The sequence below is a fragment of the Maribacter sp. PR66 genome, assembly GCF_028464205.1.
GTDB classification, from domain to species: Bacteria; Bacteroidota; Bacteroidia; order Flavobacteriales; family Flavobacteriaceae; genus Maribacter; species Maribacter flavus.
In genome coordinates, this window is sequence record NZ_JAQPCH010000005.1 from 23,825 (window position 1) to 37,114 (window position 13,290).

11 protein-coding genes are annotated in these 13,290 nt (G+C 41.5%); 9 read left to right on the forward strand and 2 right to left on the reverse strand.

What is annotated here, in order from left to right:
* Positions 1-99 precede the first annotated feature (99 nt).
* Positions 100-1,494: a nucleotide sugar dehydrogenase gene (locus tag PP181_RS10320; protein ID WP_272637037.1), complete on the reverse strand. Its 1,395-nt coding sequence runs from the start codon at positions 1,492-1,494 to the stop codon at positions 100-102.
* A 240-nt stretch (positions 1,495-1,734) separates the two neighbouring features.
* Between PP181_RS10320 and PP181_RS10325 the strand changes: the two genes are divergently transcribed.
* The 4 genes from PP181_RS10325 (at position 1,735) to PP181_RS10340 (ending at position 8,050) form a co-directional block, all read left to right on the forward strand.
* Positions 1,735-2,859, forward strand: coding sequence for a DegT/DnrJ/EryC1/StrS family aminotransferase (locus PP181_RS10325; protein WP_272637206.1), 1,125 nt, complete (start codon positions 1,735-1,737; stop codon positions 2,857-2,859).
* Entirely contained in the window at positions 2,856-4,799 is a 1,944-nt protein-coding gene (locus tag PP181_RS10330) for a polysaccharide biosynthesis protein (protein WP_272637038.1), read from the forward strand. Before PP181_RS10325 ends, PP181_RS10330 begins: the two co-directional genes overlap by 4 nt.
* Before the next feature lie 42 nt (positions 4,800-4,841).
* Positions 4,842-5,645: a polysaccharide biosynthesis/export family protein gene (locus tag PP181_RS10335; protein ID WP_272637039.1), complete on the forward strand. Its 804-nt coding sequence runs from the start codon at positions 4,842-4,844 to the stop codon at positions 5,643-5,645.
* A 113-nt stretch (positions 5,646-5,758) separates the two neighbouring features.
* The gene (locus PP181_RS10340; protein ID WP_272637207.1) at positions 5,759-8,050 is read left to right on the forward strand and encodes a GumC family protein; all 2,292 of its coding nucleotides are present in this window, start codon (positions 5,759-5,761) and stop codon (positions 8,048-8,050) included.
* Positions 8,051-8,260: 210 nt separating this feature from the next.
* Here PP181_RS10340 and PP181_RS10345 read toward each other — a convergent pair whose 3' ends face one another.
* Positions 8,261-9,001: a tyrosine-protein phosphatase gene (locus tag PP181_RS10345; RefSeq protein ID WP_272637040.1), complete on the reverse strand. Its 741-nt coding sequence runs from the start codon at positions 8,999-9,001 to the stop codon at positions 8,261-8,263.
* A gap of 868 nt (positions 9,002-9,869) precedes the next feature.
* On the opposite strand from PP181_RS10345, the gene PP181_RS10350 reads away from it, so the two are divergent.
* The 5 genes from PP181_RS10350 (at position 9,870) to PP181_RS10370 (ending at position 13,204) form a co-directional block, all read left to right on the forward strand.
* Positions 9,870-11,432: a protein adenylyltransferase SelO gene (locus tag PP181_RS10350; protein WP_419776382.1), complete on the forward strand. Its 1,563-nt coding sequence runs from the start codon at positions 9,870-9,872 to the stop codon at positions 11,430-11,432.
* A 10-nt stretch (positions 11,433-11,442) separates the two neighbouring features.
* Positions 11,443-11,697, forward strand: a complete 255-nt coding sequence (locus PP181_RS10355; protein WP_272637042.1) for a peptide methionine sulfoxide reductase — start codon at positions 11,443-11,445, stop codon at positions 11,695-11,697.
* 106 nt (positions 11,698-11,803) lie between these two features.
* Positions 11,804-12,307 (forward strand): peptide-methionine (S)-S-oxide reductase MsrA, encoded by a 504-nt coding sequence (gene msrA, locus PP181_RS10360; protein ID WP_272637043.1) that lies wholly within the window; start codon positions 11,804-11,806, stop codon positions 12,305-12,307.
* Positions 12,308-12,460: 153 nt separating this feature from the next.
* Entirely contained in the window at positions 12,461-12,670 is a 210-nt protein-coding gene (locus PP181_RS10365) for a hypothetical protein (protein WP_240042723.1), read from the forward strand.
* A gap of 111 nt (positions 12,671-12,781) precedes the next feature.
* Complete coding sequence (locus PP181_RS10370; RefSeq protein ID WP_272637044.1) at positions 12,782-13,204, forward strand: HYC_CC_PP family protein; 423 nt, start codon at positions 12,782-12,784, stop codon at positions 13,202-13,204.
* Positions 13,205-13,290 lie beyond the last annotated feature (86 nt).

Genomic DNA, 13,290 nt, shown 5'->3' on the forward strand with positions numbered 1-13,290 from the left:
CCAAAGGTCCTGGTCCCACAATCTCGACTTTGCCCCACACGGCATTGTCCTTAATTTGCATTAGCCTGGGGCTAACCTGCAGGATTTCGGTCGGCACCATTACTCCCCAATTTTATAATAGTTGAACCCAATTTTTTTCATGGTTTGGGTATCCAAAATCCGCCTACCATCAAATACGAAGGCCGGCTTGAGCATGTGGTCATAAATAGCCTGCCAATCATACGTTTTAAAGGCGTCCCATTCCGTAACAATGGCAATGGCATGGGCTTCTTTGGTGGCTTCGATGGGGTCTGGGGTTACTTTTAGCAATTTCCTGTTTTCCTGCGGGGTACGGGTACCCAAATAGTCCAAATCTGCATAGATACGGTCTTCGCTTACCTTAGGGTCGTAGACCAGAATTTCGGCCCGTTCCTCTAAAAGTGCATCCGCAACGGCTATGGCCGGGGATTCTCGGGTATCGTTGGTATCCTTTTTAAAGGCCCAACCGTACAAAACGATTTTTTTCCCAGATACCGTATTATAGAGGGTGGAAATAATGTTTTCTGCGAACCTTCTTTTTTGGTAATCGTTGGCGATGATTACCTGTTCCCAATAGTCGGCCACTTCATTGAGGCCGTAGGACCGTGCAATGTAGACCAGGTTTAAAATATCCTTTTGAAAACAGGAGCCACCAAAGCCCACGGAAGCATTCAGGAATTTAGGTCCAATCCTACTATCGTAACCAATGGCCCTGGAGATTTCCTGTACATTGGCATCCGTTTTCTCGCAAAGGGCAGATATGGTGTTGATGGAGGATACGCGTTGCGCCAAAAAGGCATTGGCCACCAGTTTGGAAAGTTCGGAGGACCAAACGTTGGTCTGTAAAATACGTTCTTTGGGCAACCAGTGCTCATATACGGCACTTAGGGCATCCTTGGCCGCCTGTCCGGACGGTGTATCGTTACCGCCGATCAAGACCCTGTCCGCATGTAAAAGATCGTCGATGGCCGTACCTTCCGCTAGGAACTCTGGATTTGAGAGGATTTCAAAGTGCACGGAATTGCCCGTATTGTCCAAAATATTTTGGATGGCCTGGGCCGTACGTACCGGTAGGGTGGACTTTTCCACAACGATCTTATCATCTTTGGCAACCTTGGCTATATTCCGGGCACAGAGTTCTATAAATTTCAAATCGGCCGCCTGGCCTTTGCCCTTACCATAGGTCTTTGTGGGGGTGTTTACCGAGATAAATATCATTTGCGCCTCGTCTATGGCTTTGTCCACATCGGTGGAAAAGAATAGGTTTTTACCCCTACTTTCCCCTACAATTTCTTTAAGTCCCGGTTCATATATAGGTAAATTATCCAGATTATCCGTATTCCATTGGGCAATCCTTGCCTTGTTGATATCCACTACGGTTACTTGGATTTCTGGGCATTTATTGGCGATAACGGACATGGTAGGTCCGCCCACATAGCCTGCACCAATACAGCAGATTTTTGTAATCTTTTTCATTGTAGATATTAGGGTTAAAAGGACAAAGATGGAAAATAAAATAGGCACTAAAAAAATTTATAAACCTTAAAAGGATGAAAATTACATAGGTTTCGATAAAATGTAAGCGCTGAACCCTTAACCGATAAATTATAGGTGTTAGACGATTTCCACCATAAATTCTCCTTAATGAGTACAGATATAATTACCTTTGAACGGTATATCTGTAACCCTAAATTACACAACCGTTTGAAAACCATAATGACACCTACTAAAGTTTGGCTTTCCTCTCCGCATATGGGCGGGGAAGAATTGAACTATGTGCATGAGGCCTTTGATACCAATTGGGTCGCGCCCTTGGGGCCCAATGTGGATGCATTTGAGAAGGCCATTGAACAAGAACTTGGAAAAGAGGTACACGTTGCCGCCCTAAGTTCTGGTACCGCTGCCATTCACCTTGGATTGGAGCTACTTGGAGTAGGACCGGGGGATGAGGTACTTTGTCAAAGTTTTACGTTTTCCGCATCTGCCAATCCTATTTTATATTTGGGGGCACACCCTGTTTTTGTAGACAGTGAGGAGGATACATGGAACATGAGTCCTACACTGCTTCGAGAAGCCATCGAAGACCGAATAAAACATCATCGAAAACCAAAGGCCATCATCGCCGTACATTTATACGGTATGCCCTATAAAATTGAAGAGATACGTTCCATTGCAGATGCATTCGAAATCCCCATTTTAGAGGATAGTGCGGAAGCACTGGGAAGTTCGTTCAGAGGAATTTCCTGTGGTACTTTTGGGGATGTAGGCATTCTTTCCTTTAATGGAAACAAAATCATTACGACCTCTGGAGGTGGCGCCCTTGTCACAAAAAACAAGGCTCTAAGGGATAAGGCCGTATTCTTGGCCACACAGGCCCGGGACGATGCGCCCCATTACCAGCACAGTCATGTGGGATATAATTATAGAATGAGCAACGTACTTGCGGGCATCGGCCGTGGCCAAATGGAGGTCTTGACGAAGAGGGTAGCGGCAAGGCGTAAAAATTACGATTTTTACCTAAATTCATTGAGCTCACAAACAGAACTTTCTTTTTTACCGGAACCGAAAGATTTTTTTTCCAATCGCTGGCTAAGTTGTATCTTGACAACTTGTTATGATATGCGAGAAACTTTAAGAATGGCGTTATTAGAGCAAAACATCGAATCAAGGCCATTATGGAAACCGCTTCACTTACAACCGGTTTTTAAGGATTCCAAGCATTTTATGGATGGTACTTCAAAAGCACTGTTCGAAAAAGGACTATGTCTTCCAAGCGGTTCCAATTTGTCACAAGAGGAATTGGACAGGGTCGTGGAAACAATTAAAAACGTCTTATCATGATTCAAAAATACATAACCTACAGCGCTGAACGCTACGCATCCAAATGGTTGGTCCTTGCAATTGATTTGGCCACGGTGGCCTTTGCCTTCGTATTATCCTATCTGATTCGGTTCAACCTAACCTTGGATTTTCAAGTAGAAAACCTTTTGGTGCAGCTACCTTTAGTGCTTTTAACAGGCCTAATTTCATTTTTGGTGGTAGGATCCTATAAGGGTGTAGTACGGCATACGGGCGTACGGGATGTTTACAACATATTCAATGCCGTTTGCCTTTCCAGTATCCTGGTCATTTTTATTGTCCTTTCAAATAGGATTTTTGACGTCTTGAACGTATTCACCATACCACTTTCCATTATAATCATCAATAGTTTGTTGACCTTTATTGGTCTTACCGCGTCCAGGTTCGTTTACAAATCCATTTATAGTACCATGAACCAAAGCGCCAGGCCCTTCAAAAGAGTTTTAATATATGGTGCTGGGAATTCCGGTGTGCTTACCCATGGCGCCATTACAAACCATTCGCATAGTGAATATAAAGTAGTGGGCTATATTGATAGGGATGTTAAAAAAATTGGTAAGAATATCAATGGTGTTCCTGTTTTTGCCCGTAAAACTGTAACCAAGGACTTTATTGAAAAAAACAGTATTTCTGAAATTATCTTCTCCATACAGAACATAGATTCCCTAAAGTTGCGAAAAACGGTAGAAGGTCTCATGGATTTACCGGTCGTAGTAAAAATCGTTCCCCCTATTGAGAACTGGATCAATGGTGAATTGAAGGTTTCGCAAATAAAGCAGGTACAAATAGAGGACCTATTGGACCGGGCACCTATAACCATCAAGAACAGTAAAATTGAGATGGAGCTTTTAAACAAAAGCATTATGGTAACGGGTGGGGCCGGATCTATTGGGAGCGAAATCGTGCGCCAAATTTGCGCCTATTCCCCTAAATCCCTCATCATTATTGATTCTGCGGAATCTGCCTTATACGACCTGCAACAGGAGCTAAAGCAAAATGGCTATCACAATTTTATACCCATCGTAAGCGATATTCGCGATAAAAACCGTATGAATGCCCTTTTTTCAGAGCATCAACCCAATATGGTATTCCATGCCGCCGCATATAAGCATGTGCCCCTAATGGAATATAATTCTTACGAGGCCATCAAAATAAATATTGCAGGTACCAAGACCATTGCAGATCTTTCGTTGATTCATGGGGTTGAGAAGTTTGTTTTCGTTTCCACGGATAAGGCGGTCAACCCTACCAACGTCATGGGGGCTTCCAAGCGTATCGCGGAAATGTACATTAGCTGTATGCAAAAGGAGAACAGGACCAAATTCATAACTACCCGTTTTGGAAACGTCTTGGGATCCAATGGATCGGTGATACCCTTGTTCCGTAAACAAATTGAAAAGGGTGGTCCTCTAACCTTGACCCATAAGGACATTACACGTTACTTTATGACCATACCGGAAGCGTCCCAATTGGTATTGGAAGCCGGTGCCATGGGTGAAGGCGGTGAAATCTTTATTTTTGATATGGGTGAATCCGTTAAGATTTTTGATTTGGCCAAAAACATGATAAAACTCTCCGGTTTACGATACCCAGAGGATATCGATATCAAAATTACGGGCTTAAGGCCCGGTGAAAAATTGTACGAGGAACTATTGGCCAACGGGGAAAATACCCTCCCTACCTATCATCAAAAAATCAAAATAAGCAAAGTACGGGAATTGGATTATGCAAAAGTCCGTTCCCAAATAGACGAGCTTTGTATTACCAATATGTTTTTTAATGGAAATACCATTAAATTAATGAAGGAAATCGTACCTGAATATGTTTCTAAAAATTCAGATTTGTGCGAGTTTGATAAAAAGGATGAGCACGGCATCCAAAATCAAAGAAATAATCCCAACCTTAAAATTGTACAACCCTAATAGCCGTACTCTGGCGGTTTTAATTTTTATTCCAATTCAATCATGTCAAAATTTTTAAATTTTTTAAGAACCGCACTATTGTTTATAGTTGCCGTAGCATTTATTACCTCCTGTGGTTCCAGAAAGGATATCGTTTATTTTCAAGATGCCCGGAACTATGAAACCATAGTTAGTGACAACAATCACAATTACAGTTTTAAGGTAGATGATATTGTACGTATCAACGTGTCTACCTTGGATCAGACCGCAAGCGCACCTTTCAACATTTTTATGGGGGTGCGTCCTGAAAGCAATTTGGTGGGCATCAATAATGGTGGGATGCAACCTAGCCAGTTGGACTACATTGTGGATAAAAATGGGGAAATCGATTTTCCCGTATTGGGGCGCATCAAGATTTTGGGTTTGACACCCGAGGAAACTAGGGAATTGTTAAAGGAAAAATTGAAGCCTTATTTGAAAGACCCCATAATCAATATCCGCTTGGTCAATTTTACGGTCACGCTTTTAGGCGAGGTCGCCAGACCGGGAACCTATCAAATCATAGGGGAGCAAGTAACCGTTCTGGAGGCCATAGGTCTGGCTGGTGACTTGACCATCAAAGGCAAACGTGATAATGTAATGGTCGTACGGGACTTTAATGGTAGCAAAGTCTATACACGCATCGATTTGACCAAGAAAGAGGCCTTAAACTCACCGGTGTATTATTTGACACAGAACGATGTGGTCTATGTAGAACCCAATAGATCGGCGGTATCCCAATCTACTTTAGATAATAGGGCCGGGCTTGCTGTATCCATTGCCTCTCTACTTATAACCACTACTGTCATTATTTTAACTAGGAATTAGAAGTTCCGTAATCTGTAGCTTTTAAAAGGGTACTATGACTTTTTCAAATAAAACTGAGGATTTAAAAAGAATTATAAGCACCTATACAAGACATTGGAAGTGGTTTGTGCTATGTGGGATTTTTGGCCTTGGTATTGGCCTACATAAAAATTCGCTATACCATTCCGGAATATGCCGTACAGGCCCAAATTCAAATTGTACAGGAGAAAAACACTACCAATCAATTAAGTGTCTTTCAAGATCTTAAATTAGGTGGAGGCGGGTCTAGTCAAGTTGAGGATGAAATTGAAATATTGGCATCAAGATCTAATTTTATTGAAGTCGTAAAGGAGTTAGGCCTTAATACGGAGATTAAAGCGGTTGGAAATATACTAAGTTCAGAAGTTTACGGTACCCCTCCCTTTAAAATAAACTTTATTGCGGCCGATTCCCTTATCAATAATGCCAAATATGGATATTTTATAGAGTTTACGTCTGACAATACCTTTGCTTTCAAGGAGGAGGAGGACTTCCCTTCAAAAGTATATTCTTATGGAAATGGCATCCCTACCCCCATTGGTGATATGATTATCACACCAAACGTAAAGAACCCACAAAGTTTGGTAGGCAAGCAATATACAGTTTCTGTTTCACCTGTTGAGAGTGTAGCACGTTCCTTAAAATTAGCTGTTGAGATTACTCCTTCTGCGGAATTTTCCAATATATTGAATATTACCATGACGAGTGCCCTTCCACAAAAGGCAAAGGACGTAATCGATAAATTAATAGAAGTCTACAATGGGAACGCCATTGAGGAAAAAAAACGTGTTGCAGATGCTACCTCTGAATTTATTAACAATAGAATTCAATTGATTTCCGGCACCTTGTCATCCGTAGATGAGGATGCCCAAGAACTTCTGACCCAAAAGGGGATGACGGGTTCCGGTCTGGAAGTTGGCGCGGCCGTACAGGTAAGTGCGGGCAGCAGGCAGAATTTGGAAAATGCCCGTGTACAGTTGCAAATGGTGAGTGGTCTTAAGGAATACGTTGAAGGGGAGACGGGGTATGAAGAAATGCCTGTGGTAGATGTTGGTAATGGCGCTATTTCCCAAGCTACGATGCAATACAACCAGTTGGTTGCGGAACGCAAGCGTTTGCTAAAAAGTGCCGATGAGCAAAACCCTATGATCGTTAATCTGGACGAGCAATTGGATGGTCTTAAGAGCACGATGCAGTCAAGTCTCTCATCTTTAGAAAGAAACGTGGGGATGAACGTGAGTACCTTGCAGAGTCAATTGGGAAGGATTCAAGGAACCATTTATTCGGCACCGGAAAATCAACGAGAGTTGCGCAATATAACCCGTAAACAGGAAACAACGGAATCTCTATATCTCTATTTGTTACAGAAAAGAGAAGAATCACAGATTGCCTTTGCATCTGCTGAACCAAAGTCAAATATTGTAGATAGAGCTTATGTATCCAATCCTGTTCCCGTAAAACCTAAAAAAGCAATAACCTATTTGGCGGCTCTGATTTTAGGTATGTTAGTGCCTTTTGGTGCCATTTATGGTAAGGATATGCTCGACACCAAAATTCACAACAAGCACAATTTGGAGGATATTACCAAAGATGTTCCTGTGTTGGGAGAACTGCCTAGTTTAGGTAAAAAGGATCAAAAACTTATCGTAAAGGATGATCGCTCCGTTCTGGCCGAGGCCTTACGTATCCTTAGAACAAACTTGGATTACCTCATAAAGTCGAAAACGTCGGTAGATAATAAAAAGAACAATAAAATATTTATTAGTTCAAGCGTTCCCGGAGAAGGTAAAACCTTTATATCCACGAATTTGGCCATGATATTGGCGAGCACGAATAAAAAGGTGCTGTTGATCGGTGCGGATATTCGAAACCCAAAGTTCTATTCCTTTTTCACGGGGGATTCAATCGATAAAATGAAAAGTGGTGCTGGCAATAACAAGGATGCAGGTCTTACCGAGTTTATTTTCAACGATAAAATTGAGGTAAAGGATATTATCAACCCCATGTTGGTGCACCACAATACCATCGATGTCATCTACTCTGGAAAGATTCCACCAAACCCGGCAGAACTTCTGATGAGTTCCAGGGTAGGGGAACTTTTCAATACCGTTTCAGATATGTATGACTATGTTATTGTGGATACGGCTCCCTTAATGGTAGTGAGCGATACCTTGTTGATAACACCGTATTCCGATTTCTTAATTTACGTAACCCGTGCGGGCGTAACCGACAAAAATGCTATTGAGTTTCCATTACAACTAAAAGCGGAAGGCAAATTGAAAAACCTTTCCTTTGTGGTGAACGACGTTAGCTTGGACAATCTTGGATATGGTGGAAAGTATGGCTACGGCTATAGCAAGACCACTAAAAAATGGTGGAAGTTTTAAGTCGGTCTAGTTTTATAAATCGCCTATCCCAACGCCATAAGTACTACAGAAAAAACACCCCGTATTTAGGACCGAGTCCTAAATACGGGGTGTTTTTTTATTTAAACTTGGAACTAGAAACATTGAACTTAATGCTTGAATTTTAGAATTTATGAAAATTGATTTTATACGAATTTCCCCCTTTCATTTAAACTCCCAAAATTTCTGCTGTCATTTAAAATTGTAAGTAGTCCTTTCGATGATAGGCAATACTAAATCAATTGTCTGCTGCTTCAGTTCCATTTCCTTGAGCGCTTTTAATTGTCTGGGGTTATGGATATCCGTCGCTATAAAGTCCAATAGGTTGTGGTTCAGTAATAACATGGCGGTTTTTTGGACCTCCTTGCCATAATACCCGGATAGGGACAAAATATTCAATTGCAAAAGCATGCCTTTATTTTTATATTCCTCAAAGGACTTCAGTTTCCCATGTAGAAAATTATAGCGTTCCGGGTGGGCCAGAATGGGATAGAGGCTCCTTTCGGAGATTTTCTCTACCATATCGAACAAATTCAAGGAAGGCTGTAAATAGGACATTTCAATAAGGATATAGCTATCTGCCAAGGGCATGATGCGTTTGTCCCCCAATTTGCCCTCAAACCCGGCATCGATCATGTGCTCTGCGGCAGCTTCTACACGAACGTGGTTGAAATCGTTCATTTTTAGACCATTTTTTAAAAGCACCAAGGAAGTATGGATGGTATCCGGCGTATTGGGATAATAATTTTCCATAATATGGGGTGTACAGATAAAATCCGACACACCAAACTCACCAAAGCCTTTAATGAGCTCCAAGGAATCTTCCACTGTTTTTGCCCCGTCATCAATGCCTGGCAGTATGTGGTTGTGGATGTCCACAAAACCATTTAAATGGTCGATCAAAAAGTGCTTCTTTGTAAAAAAACTGAACATCTAACAAGTTAAGGATTTTTTTAAGGAATCGTTTTCTATTATTTATAATCGGTCCTTTAAATGTTTTAAGGGTCGAAGATATTTTATTTCTGGCAGCTAGTACAAAGAATCTTGTAGATTTTTAACCCGGAATATGCATTAGGGGAGCGTCGTGAAGGTGAAAAGCGCAAAAAAGTAAACTACCATGGGGTAAGCCCACGAGGCATTCGCAGGAAGCAAATTTTTAATTTCGAGGCAAGCCTCGAAGTATTATACCCATTGGCGGTGCCAATAAAGTAGTTTGGAAATTTTAGCACAGCACCGCTATGGTGAAATTGAAAACACAGCGTAGCTTTTTATTTTGAAGGGATTATTAGCTATAACAGCTTTTCTACTGCATAATGCGGGTTTAACTTCGTTTGCGATGCTATAAATATTTTATTCCGTGTATTTGGTCATTGAAGTGGTTTAAACTTTTTCAAATTGGCTAAAAAATTGCAGAATTGCACCCATATTTTGTCTTTTTTTTGCTCCGTAGCCCTGCTATGCAGCTAAAAAAAGCCTTCCTCTGGGCATAATTCATTCAATTTTCGCTTCAATCCAAAAAGTTTAAATCACTTCATTTTTCTGTTGAGTTTTTAGAGTTTGCATAGTTAGAATCACGTACTAGATATTTAAAATTTGTAAATGCGATTCGAACTTTTATGTCCTAGGAAAATAAGGTCCTGTCGAATTCGAATCTAGTTTACTATAAGAACATCGATTAATATCCTAACCGTACATTGTAAGTTTTTGTAATCCCTTAAGTCTAACCAAACGCTCCATGCGGAAATGTTTGCGAACCTTGGTAATTTTGGTATATTGGGAATAGCATAGAATCATGATCGACATCAAACTGAATATACGGGATAAATTCAACAAAGAACTACCTTCAGACCCAAGGACCGATACGGCTCGGCGTCAAGTAACGGAAGCTTGTTTTTCCTTTGTAAGGCCCAAGGAGCCCGGCAATCCTATGTTGCTTCATGTTAGTCCGGAAATGTTGGAGGCCTTGGGATTGGATAGTTCCACAGCGGCTTCGGAAAAATTCTTAAAAGTTTTTTCAGGAGCAGAAGTACTCAAAAACACCAATCCGTACGCCATGTGCTATGGAGGGCATCAGTTTGGTAATTGGGCCGGACAGCTGGGCGATGGTAGGGCTATTAATCTCTGTGAAGTAGAACACGAAGAAAAAAAATGGGCTTTGCAGCTTAAGGGAGCAGGGGAGACCCCGTATTCAAGATCGGCGGATGGGCTGGCCGTGCTACGTTCCTCCATCCGGGAATATTTGTGCAGTGAGGCCATGCATCATTTGGGAATTCCAACGACAAGGGCCTTATCGCTCATGCTTAGTGGCGACCAGGTCCTGCGGGATATGCTGTATGATGGTAACCCCCAATACGAAAAAGGCGCCATTGTCTGTCGGGTTGCGGAATCGTTTATTCGGTTCGGGAATTTTGAGATATTCACTTCCCGAGGAGATCATGAGACCCTCAAAAAATTGGTCGATTTTACCATTAGGAACCATTTTCCGCATTTGGGAGTGCCTTCTAAGGAAACCTATTTGAAATTTTTCCAAGAAGTGGTACATCGGAGTCTTAAAATGGTTATTCATTGGCAACGCGTGGGTTTTGTACATGGAGTGATGAATACCGATAATATGTCCATTTTGGGACTCACCATCGATTATGGCCCTTACGGTTGGCTGGAGGGGTATGATCATGGTTGGACCCCAAATACTACGGACCGCACGTACAAGCGGTATCGATTTGGGACACAACCACAAATCGTATTGTGGAACCTTTTGCAATTGGCGAATGCCCTATATCCCTTGATCGAGGAGGCAGAACCCTTGGAAGAAATTTTAATGGGGTATAGGAACGACCTTCCAAAAGCGTATCAAAACATGATGCGACAAAAACTTGGGCTAACAACGGAACAGCAGGCCGATTCCCAATTGATAACCGATTTGGAAGCCGTGCTACAAGCTTCTGAAACCGATATGACCATATTCTTTCGGCAATTGGCGAACTATAAAGTGGAGGGAAGTATCCCGGGAATCGAAGTCGTACAGGAAGCCTTTTATTTCCCCAAGGAAATAGTTGGCAAGATAAAGGAGCAATGGGACCAATGGTTTTTGAACTATTCCGAAAGGCTGAAACATGAAAATTTGGCCAATGACAAACGTAAAAAAGCCATGAACAAGGTAAATCCAAAGTATGTCTTACGCAACTATATGGCCCAATTGGCTATTGATGCTGCAGATACGGGGGATTATTCATTGATAGACGAGTTGTTTCAATTGCTAAAAAGGCCCTACGATGAACAACCCGAAAAGGAAAAATGGTTCGCCAAAAGACCGGATTGGGCCCGACATAAGGTTGGTTGTTCGATGCTCTCCTGCAGTTCCTAAAAAACAGGTAATGGATTTTCAAAAATTTCCAGAGGGGTACTCTACAGGAATGTATCGGGGTAAAAAATATGGTATAAGCAAGACTACCTTCAATAAAGGAAAGTCCTTTAAGCTATATGCCGAGGAATTGGGGGGAAGCGATTTTATAAGTATGAATTTCTATAGCACAAAGGAAAAAGAGTTGTTGAAACCTTGTGAAATGCCCGAAGCAAAGGTGGTCGATTTTTTAAATAAAGTAAAGCTTTTGAACCAAATGGAATCATGAAAAAGGGGAAATCCTTTTCACATTGTCCAACAATTCTAAGAGGTATAAATTTCCAATATGGGGCGTATCTTTGCGAGTAACCAGTAGTATCATAATATAAAAATCAATGAACGAGTATAAAAAAGCATATATTGCCGGAGGTTGTTTTTGGGGAATGGAGGACCTTTTCAGGAAGCGTCCCGGGGTAGTGGATACCGAGGTGGGCTATCAAGGTGGCGAGAACGAAAACCCTACCTATCATAATCATCCAGGCCATGCCGAAGGTATTGAGATTACCTATGACCCACATAAAACTTCGTTCAAGGAGTTGTTGGATTTTTTCTTTCGAATGCATGATCCCACCACGGTAAACCGGCAGGGGAACGATCGAGGTTCTAGTTACCGGTCGGCCATATTTTATCAAAACGATGCCGAAAAGCAGGAAGCGGAGGATGTCATTAAATTAGTGGATGAGTCGGGTAAATGGCCATCCAAAGTAGTGACCACCTTGGAGCCATGGACCACTTTTTGGCCTGCCGAAGACTACCATCAAGACTATTTGGTGAAAAACCCCAATGGGTATACCTGTCATTTTGTTCGTTTTGAGGATAGCGAGGCATTTTTAAAATAGCGAAACTGTACGGTACGATTTCATGAAAAATTGGTTGAAAGGAATTGTTTTTCTTATGTAATAGCTTAGTGATCCTAAATTCTAATATTTGGATGTGGATATTTTGAAGAAAGTGATTATTTTTACTTTCATAGTATGCTACATCACCTCATTGTGAATTGTACAAAAACCAACTTTGTTCTACTCACCGAATCCGGCTCCTACTTTGTAGAGTATCTTTTGGGCGAATTGGTTCTTTCCCCGTCCATATCCGAAGCATGGATTTTTAACGATGCAGATATTGCCAGAAAATTCCAGAATCGCTTGTTCGATACATTTAAGCTGTATACCTCGGTCAATAGTTTTATCGATATTGAAAATTAGAAAGTGCCTTCCCAAAAAAGGGACACTTTTTTCGATATCAATGCGTTATGGAACTAAACATTTCTTAAAGTCCGATTTCAAATTGGAAATTTTATAACTTTGCGTTCGGTAATGAAAGCAAGCATTTATAAAATAGCGGCGATTGCAATGGCACTTTTGGTGTTGTTCTCCACAATGTCCTTCACAGTGGACATGCACTATTGTGGGGACCACTTGGTGGATTTCAGTTTGTCCAGAAATGTGGATACTTGCTTAATGAATGCCAAAATGACCAAGTCGCCCAGTGATTGTCCCATGATGGAAATGAAAATGGACTGCTGTTCTGACGAGGAAGTTGTCTTCGAAGGCCATGATGACTTAAAGCTGTCAATGGACCATTTTTCTTTTGACCAACACGTATTCATTGTTTCCTTTGTATATGCTTACATAAGCCTATTTGAAGGTTTTGAGGCTGATGAGGTATATTTCAAGGATTATTCCCCACCCCCCTTGATACGGGATGTGCAGGTACTGCACCAGACTTTTTTAATTTGATGTATTAGACGGTAGTCTACTGTTCTGGTAGACCGCAAGCCCAATGATAGCATTTCATTTGGGCCTAACGTGTTTTTTATCCGCAC

Excerpts from the sequence above, each read along its gene's own strand:
- PP181_RS10320 (WP_272637037.1), bottom strand. The coding sequence starts at position 1,494 with ATGAAAAAGATTACAAAAATCTGCTGTATTGGTGCAGGCTATGTGGGC.
- PP181_RS10325 (WP_272637206.1), top strand. The coding sequence starts at position 1,735 with ATGACACCTACTAAAGTTTGGCTTTCCTCTCCGCATATGGGCGGGGAA.
- PP181_RS10330 (WP_272637038.1), top strand. The coding sequence starts at position 2,856 with ATGATTCAAAAATACATAACCTACAGCGCTGAACGCTACGCATCCAAA.
- PP181_RS10335 (WP_272637039.1), top strand. The coding sequence starts at position 4,842 with ATGTCAAAATTTTTAAATTTTTTAAGAACCGCACTATTGTTTATAGTT.
- PP181_RS10345 (WP_272637040.1), bottom strand. The coding sequence starts at position 9,001 with ATGTTCAGTTTTTTTACAAAGAAGCACTTTTTGATCGACCATTTAAAT.
- PP181_RS10355 (WP_272637042.1), top strand. The coding sequence starts at position 11,443 with ATGGATTTTCAAAAATTTCCAGAGGGGTACTCTACAGGAATGTATCGG.
- msrA (WP_272637043.1), top strand. The coding sequence starts at position 11,804 with ATGAACGAGTATAAAAAAGCATATATTGCCGGAGGTTGTTTTTGGGGA.
- PP181_RS10370 (WP_272637044.1), top strand. The coding sequence starts at position 12,782 with ATGAAAGCAAGCATTTATAAAATAGCGGCGATTGCAATGGCACTTTTG.